Source organism: Roseivivax lentus (genome assembly GCF_900156805.1).
Lineage (GTDB): Bacteria > Pseudomonadota > Alphaproteobacteria > Rhodobacterales > Rhodobacteraceae > Roseivivax > Roseivivax lentus.
On record NZ_FTOQ01000001.1, the window covers coordinates 159,445 to 176,087 of the forward strand.

General features: G+C 67.2%; 19 protein-coding genes. 10 read left to right on the forward strand and 9 right to left on the reverse strand.

From position 1 onward, the window contains the following. Positions 1-48: 48 nt before the first annotated feature. The 5 genes from glpD to fliF form a co-directional block, all read right to left on the reverse strand. A complete protein-coding gene (gene glpD, locus BW990_RS00780; RefSeq protein WP_076444029.1) occupies positions 49-1,653 on the reverse strand; it encodes a glycerol-3-phosphate dehydrogenase in 1,605 nt (534 codons plus the stop codon). A gap of 161 nt (positions 1,654-1,814) precedes the next feature. Further along, positions 1,815-2,654: a flagellar type III secretion system pore protein FliP gene (gene fliP / locus BW990_RS00785; protein ID WP_083950418.1), complete on the reverse strand. Its 840-nt coding sequence runs from the start codon at positions 2,652-2,654 to the stop codon at positions 1,815-1,817. Further along, positions 2,651-2,938 carry a FliM/FliN family flagellar motor switch protein gene (locus BW990_RS00790; RefSeq protein ID WP_076444031.1) on the reverse strand — a complete coding sequence of 96 codons (288 nt, stop codon included), beginning with the start codon at positions 2,936-2,938 and terminating at the stop codon, positions 2,651-2,653. Before BW990_RS00790 ends, fliP begins: the two co-directional genes overlap by 4 nt. Then, the gene (locus tag BW990_RS00795; RefSeq protein ID WP_083950419.1) at positions 2,931-3,536 is read right to left on the reverse strand and encodes a FliH/SctL family protein; all 606 of its coding nucleotides are present in this window, start codon (positions 3,534-3,536) and stop codon (positions 2,931-2,933) included. The genes BW990_RS00790 and BW990_RS00795 overlap by 8 nt, the downstream gene beginning before the upstream one ends. After that, complete coding sequence (gene fliF / locus BW990_RS00800) at positions 3,536-5,173, reverse strand: flagellar basal-body MS-ring/collar protein FliF (RefSeq protein ID WP_076444035.1); 1,638 nt, start codon at positions 5,171-5,173, stop codon at positions 3,536-3,538. The genes BW990_RS00795 and fliF overlap by 1 nt, the downstream gene beginning before the upstream one ends. Before the next feature lie 118 nt (positions 5,174-5,291). Here fliF and BW990_RS00805 point away from each other — a divergent pair, with 118 nt between their 5' ends. From BW990_RS00805 to BW990_RS00815, 3 genes are read left to right on the forward strand one after another with little or no spacing between them, the layout of a single operon-like run. Further along, positions 5,292-5,828, forward strand: a complete 537-nt coding sequence (locus tag BW990_RS00805) for a flagellar basal body-associated FliL family protein (RefSeq protein WP_076444037.1) — start codon at positions 5,292-5,294, stop codon at positions 5,826-5,828. Positions 5,829-5,840: 12 nt separating this feature from the next. After that, entirely contained in the window at positions 5,841-6,218 is a 378-nt protein-coding gene (locus tag BW990_RS00810; RefSeq protein ID WP_076444039.1) for a hypothetical protein, read from the forward strand. Continuing rightward, on the forward strand, positions 6,215-6,850 hold the full coding sequence (locus tag BW990_RS00815; protein ID WP_076444041.1) for a MotE family protein: 636 nt from the start codon (positions 6,215-6,217) through the stop codon (positions 6,848-6,850). Before BW990_RS00810 ends, BW990_RS00815 begins: the two co-directional genes overlap by 4 nt. A 43-nt stretch (positions 6,851-6,893) precedes the next feature. On the opposite strand, the gene BW990_RS00820 is transcribed toward BW990_RS00815, so the two are convergent. After that, positions 6,894-7,178 (reverse strand): SCP2 sterol-binding domain-containing protein, encoded by a 285-nt coding sequence (locus tag BW990_RS00820; RefSeq protein WP_076444043.1) that lies wholly within the window; start codon positions 7,176-7,178, stop codon positions 6,894-6,896. Between the two features lie 80 nt (positions 7,179-7,258). Then, on the reverse strand, positions 7,259-8,485 hold the full coding sequence (locus tag BW990_RS00825; protein ID WP_076444045.1) for an argininosuccinate synthase: 1,227 nt from the start codon (positions 8,483-8,485) through the stop codon (positions 7,259-7,261). Between the two features lie 134 nt (positions 8,486-8,619). Here BW990_RS00825 and BW990_RS00830 point away from each other — a divergent pair, with 134 nt between their 5' ends. The 3 genes from BW990_RS00830 to BW990_RS00840 are packed head-to-tail and all read left to right on the forward strand — an operon-like array spanning position 8,620 to position 11,434. Further along, entirely contained in the window at positions 8,620-9,360 is a 741-nt protein-coding gene (locus BW990_RS00830; protein ID WP_076444047.1) for a hypothetical protein, read from the forward strand. Between the two features lie 38 nt (positions 9,361-9,398). After that, positions 9,399-10,625 (forward strand): threonine ammonia-lyase IlvA, encoded by a 1,227-nt coding sequence (gene ilvA, locus BW990_RS00835; RefSeq protein WP_076444049.1) that lies wholly within the window; start codon positions 9,399-9,401, stop codon positions 10,623-10,625. Next, positions 10,625-11,434 (forward strand): SDR family NAD(P)-dependent oxidoreductase, encoded by an 810-nt coding sequence (locus tag BW990_RS00840; protein ID WP_076444051.1) that lies wholly within the window; start codon positions 10,625-10,627, stop codon positions 11,432-11,434. The genes ilvA and BW990_RS00840 overlap by 1 nt, the downstream gene beginning before the upstream one ends. On the opposite strand, the gene BW990_RS00845 is transcribed toward BW990_RS00840, so the two are convergent. Further along, entirely contained in the window at positions 11,419-11,778 is a 360-nt protein-coding gene (locus tag BW990_RS00845) for an Hpt domain-containing protein (protein WP_076444053.1), read from the reverse strand. The genes BW990_RS00840 and BW990_RS00845 overlap by 16 nt on opposite strands. 209 nt (positions 11,779-11,987) lie before the next feature. Between BW990_RS00845 and BW990_RS00850 the strand changes: the two genes are divergently transcribed. After that, positions 11,988-13,217 (forward strand): PP2C family protein-serine/threonine phosphatase, encoded by a 1,230-nt coding sequence (locus tag BW990_RS00850; RefSeq protein WP_076444055.1) that lies wholly within the window; start codon positions 11,988-11,990, stop codon positions 13,215-13,217. A gap of 6 nt (positions 13,218-13,223) precedes the next feature. Here the strand turns inward: BW990_RS00850 and BW990_RS00855 are convergent, their stop codons facing one another. Continuing rightward, on the reverse strand, positions 13,224-13,661 hold the full coding sequence (locus BW990_RS00855; RefSeq protein ID WP_076445068.1) for an NUDIX domain-containing protein: 438 nt from the start codon (positions 13,659-13,661) through the stop codon (positions 13,224-13,226). 105 nt (positions 13,662-13,766) lie between these two features. On the opposite strand from BW990_RS00855, the gene hslO reads away from it, so the two are divergent. Genes hslO through BW990_RS00870 form a run of 3 tightly spaced genes read left to right on the forward strand, consistent with a single transcriptional unit; the run spans position 13,767 to position 16,508 of the window. After that, positions 13,767-14,756, forward strand: a complete 990-nt coding sequence (gene hslO / locus BW990_RS00860) for an Hsp33 family molecular chaperone HslO (RefSeq protein WP_076444057.1) — start codon at positions 13,767-13,769, stop codon at positions 14,754-14,756. Next, positions 14,743-15,348, forward strand: coding sequence for a CoA pyrophosphatase (locus BW990_RS00865; RefSeq protein WP_076444059.1), 606 nt, complete (start codon positions 14,743-14,745; stop codon positions 15,346-15,348). Before hslO ends, BW990_RS00865 begins: the two co-directional genes overlap by 14 nt. Next, on the forward strand, positions 15,345-16,508 hold the full coding sequence (locus BW990_RS00870) for a CCA tRNA nucleotidyltransferase (protein ID WP_076444061.1): 1,164 nt from the start codon (positions 15,345-15,347) through the stop codon (positions 16,506-16,508). Before BW990_RS00865 ends, BW990_RS00870 begins: the two co-directional genes overlap by 4 nt. The last annotated feature ends 135 nt before the right edge of the window (positions 16,509-16,643 follow it).

The window sequence follows — 16,643 nt, forward strand, 5'->3', positions numbered from 1 at the left end:
GCCGGGTCCGCATCCGCATCATCGCGGGAAAGCCAGGGGGCGGCGGGACTATTCCGCCGCCTCCGTGCGTTTCATCAGAAGCGCATCCTGCATGAAGGTCTCGAGCGCGTCGATCTCGGGCTCGTCGAGACGCAGACCGAGCTTCGTGCGGCGCCAGATCACGTCCTCCGCGGTCTCGGCATATTCCTTGTCGATCAGCCACATCACCTCGGCCTCGGTCAGGGTGCCCCCGAAATTCTCGCCCAGATCCTCGACGGACTTGGCCTCGCCCAAGATGTCCCAGGCCTCGGTGCCGTAATGGCGGATCATCCGCTCGGCCCACTTGTCGCCGAGGAAGGGATATTCCTCCGCCAGCATCGTGATCCGGCCGCGCGTCTCGGCGACCTTGAAATCGCCGCCCGGCAGGGTGACGCCCGCGGTCCAGGCGCCCTTGGTCCCGGGGAAGAACGGCACGATCTTCTCGAGCGCGTGTTCGGCGAGGCGCCGATAGGTGGTGATCTTTCCGCCGAAGATGTTCAGGACCGGCGCGCCGCCGGTGTCGTCAACCTTCAGCGTGTAATCCCGTGTGGCCGCCGTCGCGCTCTTGTTGCCGTCGTCGTAAAGCGGGCGCACGCCGGAATAGGTCCAGACCACGTCGTCGCGCGTCACCGGGTTCTCGAAATAGTTCGAGGCGAAGTTTAGGAGGTAATCCATCTCCTCGTCGGTGCATTCGGGCTTCTTGTCGGGGTTGTCCTGTTCGCTGTCGGTGGTGCCGATCAGTGTGAAATCCTGCTCGTAGGGGATGGCGAAGATGATCCGCCCGTCGGTGCCCTGGAAGAAGTAGCACTTGTCGTGATCGTAGAGCTTGCGGGTCACGATATGGCTGCCGCGCACGAGGCGGACGCCTTCCTTGGCGTTCGAGCGCACCTTGGTGCGGATGATGTCGCCGACCCAGGGGCCGCCCGCATTGACCAGCATCTTGGCGGTGATGCGGCGTTGCTGTCCGTCGCGCCGATCCTCGAGCACTACTTCCCAGTGGTCGTCCACGCGATCGGCCGAGATGACCTTCGTGCGCGTCATGATCTCGGCGCCGCGAGCTTCGGCGTCGCGGGCATTCAGAACGACGAGCCGCGAATCCTGCACCCAGGCGTCGGAATATTCGTAGGCATGCTTGAACTTGTCTTTCAGCGGGCCGCCTTCGATCGATTTCGACAGATCGAGCGTCTTGGTGCCGGGCAGGATTTCCCGTCCGCCGAGGTTGTCGTACATGAACAGGCCCAGCCGGATCAGCCATCCGGGGCGCCGCCCCTTCATCCAGGGCATGACCGTTTTCAGCAGCCGGGATGTCGGCGTCGCATTGTCGAAGCGCATGTCCTTGTGGAAGGGCAGAACGAAGCGCATCGGCCAGGAAATGTGCGGCATGGCGCGCAAGAGCGTTTCCCGCTCGATCAGGCTTTCGCGGACCAGCCGGACCTCGAAATATTCGAGGTAGCGCAGGCCGCCGTGAAACAGCTTCGTCGAGGCCGACGAGGTCGCCGAGGCGAGGTCGTTCATCTCCGCAAGCGCAGTCTTCAGGCCGCGTCCGCTGGCGTCACGGGCAATGCCGCATCCGTTGATGCCGCCGCCAATGACGAAAAGGTCGTAGTCCGTGGTCGGTTCCGTCCGGTCTTGCATGGGTCCCCCGGTCTGATCCGTAAAGGCATGTTACTACGACGTGCGGCCGCGAGTCTAAAGGTCAAAGCCCCGATGCGCGTCATATCGCCACCCGTCGCGGGACCTGAATGACCAATTTCGCGGCGTGTCGTCCCGGATCAGCGGGGCCGCTCAAGGCTGTCTCAGAAATAGGATCGGACAAGCGATCCGGCCAAGAGTGACCAGCCGTCCGCCACGACGAAGAACGCCAGCTTGAAGGGCAGCGACACGATGGCTGGGGGAACCATCATCATGCCCATCGACATCAGGATCGCGGCGACCACGAGGTCGATGATGAGAAACGGCAGGAAGATCAGGAAGCCGATCTGGAAGGCGCGCGCGATCTCGGAGAGCAGGAAACTGGGGACGAGAACCGAAAGCGGCGCATCCGGGCTGCGCTCGGTGCCCACCGCGTCGGGGCGCAGGTCGGCCATGGCGCGGAACGTGTCGGGATCGACGCGGCCGGCCATGAAGTCGCGGAACGGCGCCAGTGCGGCGGTGACGGCGGGCACCAGCTCGAGCTCCTCGTCGAGAAGCGGGACGACGCCCGCATTGTAGGCCTCGGTGAAGACCGGCTCCATGACGAAGTAGGTCAGGAACAGCGCGAGGCTGACGATCAGCATGTTGGGCGGGGATTGCTGCAGGCCGATTGCCTGCCGGAGGATCGCGAAGACGGTCACCATGAACGGAAAGCAGGTGATCATGATCGCGATGCCGGGTGCGAGGCTCAGAAGCGTGATGAGGGCGATGAGTTGCAGGCTGGTCGCCGTCAGCCCGCCGCCCTCGCCAAGATCGATGCTGATCCCTTGCGCGGCAACCGGGCCCGCGAGGAGGGCGAGAAGCGAAGCGAGAAGAAAGAGACCGGGCGACGGCGATGCCCGGCCGGGCCGCTGCCCGAACGAGGCGCATCGCGACCGCCCGCCGTCTTTCGCGGTCCCGGGTCGGCCAGACGCCGCATGCTGGGGGGCGTTTGCCGGGCTCAACTGCGTCCGCTCATATCCGCGACTTCGGTCAGCCGCACCGCGAGGCGGGCGGCCTCGCCTTCCTCCACGACTTCCAGAACGCCGATGCCGATCAGCCGGTCACCCACGAACAGCTCCACCGGGTCGTCCAGTGACTTGTCGAGCGTCAGCACGGAGCCTTCATCGAGTTTCAGGAGGTCCCGGACGAGTGGCCGCGCGCGCCCAACCGAGACGGTGATCTCGATCGGGACCTGCGTGAGCGGCGTGTCGGTCTTGGGGCGCGGGGCGGCGGCGGTCTCATCCATTGGCGGTTCTCCGTGTTTCGGTGCTGAAACCCGTGATCGCGTCGCGGATCTCGGATGCCATTTCGGTCAGGTCGATGCGTTCTTCGCGGTCTTCGCTGAAGCGGATATCCGCCTGTCCCGGCGCAAGCGTGCCGTCGGCGACGACGGTGACGGGAAAGCCCAGATCACTGTCGACCAGCGGTTCCACCAGCGCCAACTCGCGCGGGCTGACCGCGATCTCGACGAGCGTCTCGCCGGAGGTGCGGGCATGTTCCATCAGCCGGTCCAGGAGGTGCCGCGGGAGGCTGTCGTCGAAGGCCGCGGGCAGGATCGCCGTGGCGATCTGGGTCAGCAACGGCTCCATGGCGGCGAGGATGTGGGTGTAGGCTTCGTGGTAGGTGAACGAAAGATCGCGCAGGTTCTGCGACAGGTCGCTGTGCAGGCGGCCGCCTTCCTTCTCGACGGCGGCCATCGCGTCTTCCCAGCCGTCGCGATAGCCCTTGTCGAAGCTCGCGAGATCGCGCTGCTCCTGCGCATCGGGCCCGGTATCGGCCGTGCCGGAGGCCGGCCCGCTGCCATCGGAACGGGCGAAATCCGTGAGCAGTTCGGTGAGTTGCATCAGCGTGACTCCTCCGGGCGGTCCTCGAGCCAGCTGCGCAGGATCTCGACGGTCTCTTCCTTGCGCTCGCCGATGAGCGTGCGCAGCCGGTCCACGGGATCTTCCGAGGAGAGGTCCTCGAGCGGGGCGAAACCGTTGCCGAGCGGCAGCGAATCGCCCATGGGCCGGAAGCCGTCGCCCATGTCGATCTCGCCAGTCAGCGGTGTATCGGCCTCGTCCAGCGGTGACGCTTTCGGCGCGGACGTGGCCAGTTCCGGCGCGCCCAGGCCCTGCGGTGCGGGCAGGGCGGCGGGCTCGGTCGTGGCGCGGGACAGGATCGGGCGGATCACGAACAAGCCGAGGACAAGCGCCACGAGCGCCAGCACCGCGATCTGGATCAGCCGCAGCGGATTGAGCGCCATCGTGTCGAACATCCCTGGCGCGATGGCCTCGGTCCCCAGGCCTTCGGGGGCGTTGAACGGCATCGAGCGGATGGTGATCTCGTCGCCACGCTCGGCATTGAAGCCCACGGCGGAGGCCACGAGGTCGCGCAGGGCGGCCTGTTCTTCGTCTGCGAGGGGCGTGAAGACCGGCCCGTCGGGGCCATCTGCGAGCTCGCCATTGACGAGAACCGCCACGGTCAGGCGGCTGATCGCACCCGGCGCGCGCAGGATCTCGCGCGTGGTCTCGGAGACTTCGTAATTCACCCGCTCGCGGGTTTCGCTTTGCTGCGCCGAGGAGCTGTCGCCGCCCCCGGCCTCGCCGTCGGGCAGGTTCGAGGCCACGGTCACGTCGCCGTTGCCCTGGTTGTTCGACTGTTCCGACCGTTCCTCGGTATCGGAGGAGATCGCGACGCGGCCATCCGGATCGAGCCTGCGCTCGCGGATCTGTTCGCTTTCGGTCACGGTATCGACGCTGACCGCGACGACGGCGTTGCCCGCGCCGACACGCGCCTCGACGATGCGCTGGACACGGTTGCGCAAGGCCTCCGCGCGATCCTCGGACGAGGCCAGGCCCTGCGCGTCCTCCGCTCCGATCAGGCCGCCACGGCTGTCGATCACGGAGACATCGTCGGGCACGAGCCCGGGCACGGCCGAAGCCACGAGATACCGGATCGCCCGCGCCCGTTCCGCGTCCACCACGCCGTTCGCGCCGGTGACCGACACCGAGGCGGACGGCGTCACCTCGCGCTGAAAGGGATTGGCGGCGGACATCGCGATGTGAACGCGTGCCGCGGATACCTGCGGCGTGGCGAGGATCGTTCGCGCCAACTCACCTTCCTTGGCGCGCCAATAGGCGGCGTCGAACATCTGCGACGTGGTGCCGAAGCCGGTCAGCGAATCGAGAAGCTCGTACCCCTGGGCATTGTTCGCGGGCAGGCCTTCGCCCGCCAGCGTCAGCCGCAGCGCGTCGCGTTCCGCGCGGGGAACCATGATGGCACCGCCCTGCACCTCGAACGGGATGCCGCTGCTTTCGATCGCCGCGACCACGTCCGCCGCGGCCTGCGGTTCGAGCCCTGCATAAAGCAGCGCCATATCGGGTTGCGACGCCATCCGCGCCAATCCCAGAACAGCCGCGAACATCGCTGCGGTGGACAAGGCCACCGCCAGCTTCCGGCCAAGCGACAATCCGTTCCAGAGCGCCAAAAGCTGGGGCAAGTCCGACCTCCTGATTCCCGGTCAATTTCTTCGACCTCGCCCAGAATTCGCCGATCCCCGTTAACAGGCGGTTAGCTCATTCACGTTTATCTGGTCTCGCGACTCGAAAGGAGTGCCGATGACCGATACCAGCGTCGAACCCGGCGAGACCGAGGGCGAACCGGGCCCCGAGACCCGAAAAACCGGCAAGAAGCCCCTGATCTTCGGGGCGGTTCTGGCCGTTCTCGGCGGGGCGGGCGGCTACGTCGCGGTCAGCCAGGGTCTGCTTTTCGGCGCGTCGGGCGATCCGGCGGGCGACGCCGAAACCGCCAAGCCCGCGATGCTTCCGGCGATGTATGACGGCGAAAACATCGCCGATGTGCGGTTCGTGCAATTGTCGCCGATTCTGGTGTCGCTCGGGCCCGATGCGGGCGCGCGGCATCTGCGGTTCAAGGCCGCGATCGAGACGGTGGCGGGCGCCGAGGGCGATGTCGCCGCGCTGGAGCCGCGCATCCTCGACGTCATGAACGGCTATCTGCGAGCGCTCGAACCCGCCGATATCGAGGCGCAGGACGCGCTGTTCGTGATTCGCGGCCAGCTGACGCGCCGCTTGCAGCTGGTCCTCGGTGAGGACCGGATGCGCGATCTTCTTGTCATGGAATTCGTTTTGGACTGAGGGGGGTCTCTCATGCAGATCATCGCCGATATCTTGCTGGCTGCCGGTGCCTTGGGCGCGGCTTTCTATTGTTACGTGCTGTCCAAGAGGCTGCGGGCCTTCAACGATCTCGAAGGCGGCATGGGAAGTGCTGTCGCGGTGCTGTCGGCGCAGGTGGACGACATGCGCAAGGCGCTGGGCGCCGCGCAGACGAGTGCCGGGGCCTCCAGCGCCTCGCTGACACAGGTGACGGATCGCGCGGAGGATGCGGCGCGGCGCCTCGAATTGCTGGTCGCCTCGCTGCACGATCTGCAGGACGGCACGCCTGCACCATCCGGTCCGGCGCCCGCTCCGCGTGACGATGCGAGACCGGTTTTCGCCCGTCACCCGCGTCGCGAGGCGGCGGAATGATCCGGCGGCGGGGCTCCCGCACCGGGACGCTGGCGGTGCTGGCCGGGCTGATGATTGCCTCGGCTGCGCTGCGAGTCGTGTCGGGCGCCGACACGCTGATCGCGCGCGCCGCGGGCGATACGGCGGATGCCGTTCCCGTGGCCATGACCGCCGAGGGCGATGCGTCCGAGATGATGGAGGCGGAGCCCGACACGCTTCTGGCCGCGCTCCGGGTGCAGAAGGCCCGGCTCGAAGCGCGCGAGCAGGAGATCCGGCTGCGCGAGAAGGCGCTGAAGGTCGCGGAGGCGGAAATCACCGAGAAGATGACGGCGCTGGTCGATGCCGAGGCGCGGCTGCGGCAGACCATCTCGCTGGCCCGTGGCGCGGCGGAGGCCGATGTGGCGGGACTGACGGAGGTCTATTCGCGGATGAAGCCGAAGAATGCGGCGCTTCTCTTCCGCGAAATGGCGCCGGAATTCGCGGCCGGGTTCCTCGCCCGGATGAAGCCCGATGTGGCCGCAGCGATCATGGCAGGGCTGCCACCGGACCGAGCCTATGCGATTTCGGCCATCCTCGCGGCGCGGAACTCCGATGTGCCCCGCGAAGCCACCGGCCCGCGCGCAACACCCGAAAGCACGCCCGAGGCGCGATGACGCCCCGGCCGAGGCGCTTGGTGGAAGGAGAAGGAAGCCGGGCTCAGCCCAGCAGCTTGCTGAGCTTCATGGCGACGCTCACGTCGCCCGACACCTTGATCTTGCCCATGGCGAAGGCGGTCATCGGGTTCAGCTTGCCCTTCAGGAGCTTCTCCAGATTGGCGTCGCTGATGCGGATCGTGCAATCGGCGGGATCGTCGGCGACGCGTGCCTCCGCCCCGTCAAGCGTGATCGCCCCGGCCTCGCCGCAATCGAATTTCAGCGACTCGGACAGCGGATGGCGGGTCAGTCCCGGCCGCAGCATGTCGGCAAGCTCTTCGAGTGTCATGGTCGGACCTTTCCCCTGGCGACGTGCTAGCGGGCTAGGCCGACGGCCCCGCGCCCGCAATCCGTGACGCTGCGGCGGGATCAGCCGCCGAGACGCTTTTTCCGCGCCGCCAGCAGTTTCAGGCGCAGCGCGTTGAGCTGGATGAAGCCCGCCGCGTCCTTCTGGTCGTAGGCGCCGGCATCGTCCTCGAAGGTCACGTGGGCCTCGGAATAAAGCGAATGCTCCGACCAGCGGCCGACCGTGCGCGCGAGACCCTTGTAGAGCTTCAGCCGGACGGTGCCGGTCACATGCTCCTGGCTGCGGTCGATGGCAGCCTGCAGCATCTCGCGCTCGGGCGAGAACCAGAAGCCGTTATAGATCAACTCGGCGTAGCGCGGCATGAGCTCGTCCTTGAGATGCGCCGCGCCGCGATCGAGGGTGATCTGCTCGATCCCGCGATGCGCCTCAAGCAGGATGGTGCCGCCCGGGGTCTCGTAGATGCCGCGCGACTTCATGCCGACGAAGCGGCCCTCCACGAGGTCCAGCCGTCCGATCCCGTGCACCCGCCCGTATTCGTTGAGCCGGGTCAGGATCGTCGCGGGCGACATCGCCTCGCCGTTGATCGCGACCGCGTCGCCCTGTTCGAAGGTTACCTCGATATATTCGGGCTGGTCCGGCGCGTCCTCGGGGTTCACCGTGCGCTGGTAGACGTAATCCGGCGCGTCCTCGGCCGGATCTTCCAGCACCTTGCCCTCGGAAGAGGTGTGCAACAGGTTCGCATCGACCGAGAAGGGCGCCTCGCCGCGCTTGTCCTTGGCGATGGGGATCTGGTTCTTCTCGGCGAAATCCAGAAGCTTCGTGCGCGAGGTCAGGTCCCAGAGCCGCCAGGGCGCGATGACCTTGATATCGGGGTTGAGCGCGTAGGCCGCCAGCTCGAAGCGCACCTGGTCGTTGCCCTTACCCGTGGCGCCATGGGCCACGGCATCCGCGCCGGTCTCGGCGGCGATCTCGATCAGCCGCTTGGAAATCAGCGGCCGAGCGATCGACGTGCCCAAGAGATAGAGCCCCTCATAGAGCGCATTGGCGCGGAACATCGGGAAGACGAAATCGCGCACGAATTCCTCGCGCACGTCCTCGATGAAGATGTTCTCGGGCTTGATGCCCAGCATCTCGGCCTTCTCGCGCGCGGGCTCGAGCTCTTCGCCCTGGCCCAGATCGGCGGTGAAGGTCACGACCTCGCAGCCATATTCGGTCTGCAGCCACTTCAGGATGATCGACGTATCGAGGCCTCCGGAATAGGCCAGAACGACTTTCTTCGGCTGAGACATGGATGAAATCCCCGATCACGTTGCGTTTGCGCGGCGCTTAGCCGGTTTCCGACCTACGGGCAAGCGGTGGACCCTAGGCGGGGCCGGGGCGGCGTGCTAGCCAAGGCGCGATGTCGACCGAAGGACGTTCACCCATGAAAGCCTGGGATATCTTTTCGCATTCCGTCCGTCTGGTCTGGCGCAATCGCTGGGATGCCTTGCGCATTTCGGGCGCGCTTTACGCGGCCTACGCGGTGGTGCAGGTGCTGTTTCTGGGCTCGTTCGATGCCGGGCCGACAGCCGGTGGCGACATGACCGATATCGATCCGTCCGAGGCCAGCGGCATGGTCGTCGCGATCCTGTTGCAATTCGCCATCACCCTCTGGATCGCGGTCGCCTGGCACCGTTTCGTCCTGCTCGAGGAATACCCCGGAGGATGGCTGCCGCGCTTCCACGGCGGCGCGATCCTGTCCTATCTCTGGCGCTCGATCGTGATCGGCTTCGCAATCGCGCTGGTGATCGTGTTGCCCGCGACGCTGGTTGCGACCATCGCCCCGGTCCTGTCGGTCTTCGCGATCCTGGCGGGCCTGTTCTTTGCCATCGTCTTCGGCTTTCGGCTGGCACCGGCCCTGCCGGCCGCCGCCATGGGCACGCAGGTCGGCTTCAAGGAGGCTTGGGACGCCACGCGCGGCGAAACCGGCACCGCCATCGCGCTGGCCTTCATCGGTGTCTTCGCGGCGATCCTGATCCAGATGCCGATCTTCGTGATCGCGGCCTTGTCCGAGGGGCTGGGGAACATTGCCTTCATCGTGGTGAACTGGTTCGTCACTCTCGTGTCGGCCTCCGTCCTGACCACGCTTTACGGCCATTACGTGCAGGGCCGACCAATCGAGTGACGGCTTGCCTTGGCGCGGCCCATCGGCCACCAAGGGGCATGAGCGAATTCACCGATACCGTCCGCGCCGCGGCCGACGCCATGCGCGAGGTCTTTCCGGCCACGCCGCTTCTGCGCAACGCCCATCTGTCGGATCAATACGGCGCCGATATCTGGCTCAAGCGGGAAGACCTGAGCCCGGTGCGCTCCTACAAGTTGCGCGGCGCCTTCAACGCGATGCGCAAGCGGCCCGACCAGGATCTCTTCGTCGCGGCCTCGGCGGGCAACCACGCGCAGGGCGTTGCCTTCATGTGCCGCCATTTCGGCAAGAAGGGCGTGATCTTCATGCCGGTCACGACCCCGCAGCAGAAGATCCAGAAGACGCGGATGTTCGGCGGCGACGCGGTCGAGCTGCGCATGGTCGGGGATTACTTCGACGATTGCCTGCGCGCCGCTCAGGCCTTCTGCGCCGAGGCGGGGGGGCATTTCCTGTCGCCCTTCGACGATGACGACGTGATCGAGGGGCAGGGCACCGTCGCCTTCGAGATCGAGGAAGAAATGGGCAGCCCGCCCGACCACATCATCCTGCCGGTGGGCGGCGGCGGGCTGTCGGCCGGCATGCTCAGCTATTTCGGCAACGGTCCGAACTGGACCTTCGTGGAACCCGCGGGCGGCGCCTGCCTGCACGCCGCGCTCCGCGCCGGGGAGCCGGTGACCCTGAACAAGATCAACACCTTCACCGATGGCGCGGCCGTCGCCCGGATCGGAGAGCGGACCTTCGCGCGGCTGAAGGGCGTCGGGCTCGCCAACACCTTGACCATCCCCGAAGACCGGCTCTGCACCACCATCCTCGAGATGCTGAACGTCGAGGGGATCGTGCTTGAGCCCGCGGGCGCGCTGTCGGTCGACGCGCTCAAGGATCTGGGCCAGTCGATCCGCGGCAAGCGCGTGGTTTGCGTGACCACCGGCGGCAATTTCGATTTCGAACGCCTGCCCGAGGTGAAGGAACGCGCGCAGCGCTATTCCGGCGTGAAGAAGTACTTCATCCTGCGCCTTCCGCAGCGGCCGGGTGCGCTGCGCGACTTCCTCGAGACGCTGGGCCCCGAGGACGACATCGCTCGGTTCGAATACCTGAAGAAATCCGCGCGGAATTTCGGCTCGGTCCTGATCGGGATCGAGACCACCCATGCGCGGAATTTCGACCGGCTCTTTGCGGATCTCGACGAGCAGGGCTTCACCTATCAGGACATCACCGAGGACGAGGTCCTGGCGGAATTCCTGATCTGATGGAGGTCGCGGGCCGCAGCGTCCTGATTACCGGCGCAGCGCGGGGCATCGGGCGCGCGCTGGCCCTCGCCCTTGCCGATGCCGGTTCCCGGGTCATCGCCGTCGACCGCGACGCGCCCGGCGCCGAGGCGGTCGCGCGGGAATGCGGCGGTCTCGGTCTGGGCTGCGACGTGACCGACCCCGCCGCACTGGCGCGGATGGTGGAGGCCGCGCGCGGATGGGCGGGCCGGATCGACATGGCGATCTCCAATGCCGGGATCGCGCGCGGGGAGCCGGATGGCCCGACCTCGGCCCCCGATGACGTCTGGCAACAGATGTTCGAGCTGCATGTGATGGCGCATCTGCGTCTCGCGCGGCTTCTCCTGCCGGAAATGATCGCGCGGGGCGAGGGAGCGCTGGTCAACGTGGCCTCCGCCGCCGGTCTCTTGTCGCAGATCGGCGATGCGGCCTATTCGGCGACGAAACACGCCGCGGTCAGCCTCGCCCAGTCGCTGGCCATTGAGCACGGGCACCAGGGCATCCGCGCCGCGGTGGTCTGCCCGCTTTACGTGGCGACGCCGCTTCTGGGCTATGCCGAAGCGGAGGCCCCCGCCCATCCCGGCGTATTGACCGCCGACATCGTGGCGGCGCGTATCCTCGACGGGTTGCGGGAAGACCGGTTCCTGATCCTGCCCCATCCCGAAGCCGCAGAATACGCACGGATGCGTGCGGAGGCGCCGGAGGCGTGGATTTCCGGCATGCAGCGCCTGCGCGACAGGGTGATGCGCGAGGGCCCGCACGATCTGCCCAGCCTTCATCGTCGCATCTGAGCGGGCGCCGCCGTCGCGGTGACGGCCGCCGGGCCGGCGGCGAACAGCCTTTTCGATGCGTCGAGCGCGGCCTGCACCGCGGGAAAATCGACGGGCGCGCCATCGCCGGCTTCTGCCCGGGCTTCGCCCTCGGCACAAAGCTGCGCGAGCCGCGCAAAGCCCAGGTTCAGCGCGCTGCCCTTGATGCTGTGCAGCCGGTCGCGCATGGCCCGCGCATCGCCTTCCGCCTGCGGCAAGGCCGCCATCTCGGCATCCATCTCGGCAAGAAAAAGCTCCGCCACCTCGGCGAAATCATCGGCCCCGAGTTCGTCCGCCAGTTCGTCGATCCTGCCCCAGTCGATCATGCCGCCTCCCTGCCGCCCCATCCTGGCCGGGCGGGGGATAAGAAATGATGAACGCCGGACGGTCTTGGCGATCTCTGCGGTGGTTCAGGAAGTTTTAAGCAAGCAGGCGTATCGACATCGGGAAAACAGCGTCCCGAGTGAGTGCCGAAAGTGCAGTTATGAACCTAGAGACGGCAGTGCCGCCACCTGCTCCGGCCGAACGGTACCGCATGCCGGGCGATGGTGCCCAGGGCGTGCACCGGGTTCTCATTGTCGACGACAGCGCGGCGCATCTGGCCGTGCTCGCGCGGCTTCTGTCGCGCTGGGGCTACGAGGTGGTACAGGCCCGGACCGGCGTCGAGGCGCTGAAAAAGGCCGCGCTCTGCCGGCCCGATCTCGTGCTGTCGGACTGGATCATGCCGGGGATGGACGGCATCGCCTTCTGCCGCAGATTTCGCGAGGCGTCGGGGGATCATTTCTCCTATTTTATCCTGCTCAGCTCGCGCAGCGAGAAGTCCGAGATCGCGCGCGGTCTCGATGCGGGGGCGGACGATTACCTGTCGAAACCGGTTCATGCACAGGAATTGCGGGCGCGGATCCATGCCGCCGACCGGATCGTGCGCATGCAGCGCGAACTCAGCGCTAAGAATGCGGTGATCTCGGATACGCTGGACGATCTGCAGGGCGCATATGCGGCGATCGACCGGGACCTGCGGCATGCCCGGCGCATCCAGGCCTCGCTGGTGCCCGAACGGCGCTGCCGCTTCGGACCCGTCGAGATCAGCCTCCTGCTGCAGCCCTGCGGTCACGTCGGCGGCGACCTCGTGGGCGCGTTTCGCGCAGGGCCCGCCCAGGTCGCGCTGTTCGGCATCGACGTCTCCGGCCACGGCATCGCCTCGTCGATGGTCGCGGCGCGGATCGCGGGCTATCTCAGCGATCACCATTCCGCGCCGGCCTGCGACCGGGACCGGGACGGCGCTTTGCACACGCCGCAAGCGGTGGCGCAGCGGCTGAACGACAAGCTGACCGCCGATCCCGGTGTGGAGGAGTATTTCACCATGCTCTACGCCATGATCGACACGGCGTCCGGCGACATGCAGATGGTGCAGGCGGGTCATCCGAACCCGCTGCTGATCCGCCGCGATGGCAGCCTCGACTTCGTCGGCACGGGCGGCCTGCCGATCGGCCTCATCGATCACGTCACCCATGAGCGGATCGATCTGCGCCTCGCGCCCGGCGACCGGCTTCTGGTCTATTCCGACGGCTTCGTCGAGGCGGCGATGTCCGCCACGAGGACTCTGGGCGAGGCGGGCCTCGCCGAGATCGTGCGCGGCATTGCGCCCGCGCGCCGCGGCGTGGACTTTCTCGACGATCTGCATGCGGGCCTCGTCCGGGCGATGCCCGAGGGCGCGAGCCTGTCCGACGATGTCTCCGCCGCGCTGGTGGAATATCGCGGCTGAGCGCCGCTAGAGCAGGTGACGCCGCAGGAACATCCGGTCTCCGGGATTTCCCAGCGCGCCCGCCGCTTCGCGCGCCGCCATCCAGACCGCGCTGTGATCCTGTTCGGTCGGCTGGTCGAGACAGAGGATCGGCCGCGCGGCGTAAACGAGGCAGAGCTTTTCCGCCCAGAGATCGTATTCCGGCATGTAGGTGAAGCGCCGGAACGCCCCCAGCCGCCGCACCCGCCCGATCCGCCAGCCGGTCTCCTCGAAGACCTCGCGATGCAGGGCCTGGAGCGGCGATTCGCCCGGATCGATCCCGCCGCCCGGCAACTGGAATTCGGGCTGTGGCGCGGATTGTTGGGTCAGAAGCACGTCGCCCTCCCGATGCAGGATTGCATAGGCGCCGCGCCGCAACCGATAGCTCCTGTCGCGCCGGGGGGGCCTGTCGACGCGTCGAATCATCTGCATACCTCTTCTGCGCGCACTGCATTCCGCACACCCTTGGACGCGCGGCATCGCCTCATATATAGAGCGCTCAAGTCACATCCCGTCCAGTTAGGAAGCACGATGACACTCGGACCCAAGATCGCCTGGGACGACACCGTCCTACCGTTTCAACTCGACCGCTCGGATATCCGCGGCCGGGTCGCACGTCTCGACGGCGTTCTGGACGGGATCCTGAAGCAGCACGATTACCCGCCCGCTGTTGAGGCGCTGGTGGCCGAGATGGCGCTGCTGACGGCGCTGATCGGGCAGACCATCAAGCTGCGCTGGAAGCTCTCGCTGCAGGTCCAGTCCAAGGGACCGGTGCGGATGATCGCCACGGATTTCTACGCGCCTGAACGCGAGGGCGAGGCCGGCCGCATCCGCGCCTATGCCAGCTACGATGCGGAGCGGATCACCAAGGGCGCACCGATGGAACAGCTCGGAGAGGGGTACTTCGCGATCCTGATCGACCAAGGCGAGGGCATGCAGCCCTATCAGGGCATCACGCCGCTGTCGCGCACCTCGCTCTCCGATGCGGCGGAGGCGTATTTCGCGCAGTCCGAACAGCTGCCGACGCGCTTCCAGTTGTCCTTCGGCCGCTCTACCGAAAAGGGTGGGGCGGAGCATTGGCGCGCGGGCGGCGTGATGCTGCAGCACATGCCGAAAGCCTCGCCATTCGCCACCGGCGAAGGCGGGTCGGGCGAAGGCGGTCTGCTGCATGCGAACGATCTCTTGTCCGACGACGAGGGCGAGGCCTGGCGCCGGGCCAATTTCCACCTCGACACGGTCGAGGAGTTGGAGCTGATCGGCCCGAGCCTGCCGCCCACGGACCTGCTGGTGCGGCTCTTCCACGAGGAGACGCCGCGCGTCTTCGACAGCCAGTCGGTGCGTTTCGGCTGCACCTGTTCAGAGGATCGTGTGCGCCAGTCGCTGTCGATCTACTCGGCCAAGGACATCGAGAAGATGACCACCGACGAGGGGATCGTGACCGCGGATTGCCAGTTCTGCAGCGCGCATTACGAACTGGACCCCGCCACTGTCGGTTTCGAGGCCGAGGATGCGGGCGAGTGATGAACTGACGGCCCTCCGCCGCGCGCTTGCGGCGGAGACGCCTGCCTCCTCCGATTACGATCTCAACCCCGAGGTCGAGCTGCCCGACAATCGGCTCCTGCGGCCCGCCGGGGTCCTGGTGCCGGTGATCGAGGCGGGCGGCAGGCTGCAGGTCATCCTGACCAAGCGGTCCTCGCGGCTGAAACATCACCCGGGCCAGATCGCCTTTCCGGGCGGCAAGGTCGATGCGGGCGATGCCGATGCCGAGGCTGCCGCCCTGCGCGAGGCGCATGAGGAAATCGGCCTGCCATCCGAAAGCGTGGACATCCTCGGCGCGCTTCCCCCGCATGAAACGGTGACCGGTTTCACCATGCAGCCCTTCGTGGGGCTCGTGACCGCGCCGTTCACGCCCCGCGCGGAACCGGGCGAGGTGGCGGAGATCTTCGCCGTTCCGCTGTGCCACGTGGCCGATCCCGCGCGTTTTTCCGTGCAATACCGACGCTGGCGCGGCACCCGGCGTCATTACTACGCGGTGCCGTTCGGGCCCTATTACATCTGGGGGGCCACGGCGCGGGTGCTGCGCGGGCTGGCCGACCGGATGGTGTCGGCGTGACCCGGGTCAGCGGCGCCTGGCTGCGCGATCCGGCGGCGCAGGCGGTCTTCGACGCGCTGGAAAGGGGCGGTTTTCACGCCTATGCCGTGGGTGGCTGCGTGCGGAACGCGTTCTTCGGGGCGCCGGTCAGCGATCTCGATATCGCCACCGATGCGACACCGGACGAGACCACGGCAGCGGTGACCGCGGCGGGCCTGCGGGCCGTGCCGACCGGGGCCGATCACGGCACTATCACCGTCGTCTCCGAAGGTCAGGGCTTCGAAGTCACGACGTTCCGCGCCGATCTCGAAACCGATGGGCGCCGCGCGGTGGTGCGCTTTTCCACCGACATGACGGAGGATGCCGAGCGCCGGGATTTCACCATGAACGCGCTTTATGCGGACCGGCACGGCACGGTCATCGACCCCTTGGGCGGTCTGGCGGATCTCGAGGCGCGGCGCGTGCGCTTCGTCGGGGATGCCGGGGCGCGCATCCGCGAGGATTACCTGCGCACCCTGCGCTTCTTCCGTTTCTCGGCATGGTATGGCGATCCGGCACAGGGCTTCGATCCCGACGCGCTCGATGCCATCGCGCGCAATCTCGAGGGCCTCGAAGGCCTGTCCCGAGAGCGGGTCGGCGCCGAGCTTCTGAAATTGCTGGGCGCGCCGGATCCGGCCCCGGCCATGTCCGCGATGCAGGCCACCGGCGCGCTGGGCCCCCTTCTGCCCGGGTCTGATCCGCGCGCGCTGGCGCCGCTCGTGCATCTCGAAGGGGAACGCGCTGTTTCGCCGGAGCCGCTGCGCCGTCTCGCCGCGCTGGGCGATATCGACGGCAAGGGGCTGCGCCTGTCAAAGGCGCAGAGCCGCAGGCTGGAGATGCTGCGCGGCGGCGTCGCCTCCGCCGACGATCCCGCGGTGCTGGGATACCGCCACGGGGCGGAGGCTGCGCGCGATATCCTCCTCTTGCGCGCGGCACTCTTGGAGCAGCCGCTTGCGCCCGCGGCATTCGACGCCGCGACCGATGGCGCGGCACGGACCTTCCCTCTGACCGCGAAAGACCTGATGCCGGCGCTGTCCGGACCGGCACTGGGCCGGGCGCTCGACAGCCTCGAGGCCGACTGGATCGCGTCGGGCTTTGCGCTGAACCGTGCCGATCTGCTCGCCCGTGCACCAAAGGCGTGACTCGCGCCCGAAATCGGGCTAACCACATCGGACACACGCCAGGAGCATGCTATATGGATCGCGACAAGTCCCCCGCCAGCCCCGTCTGACAGGCCTTCTCGCGCGTGCGGACCGGCCTTCGGGCGCCGCCATTTC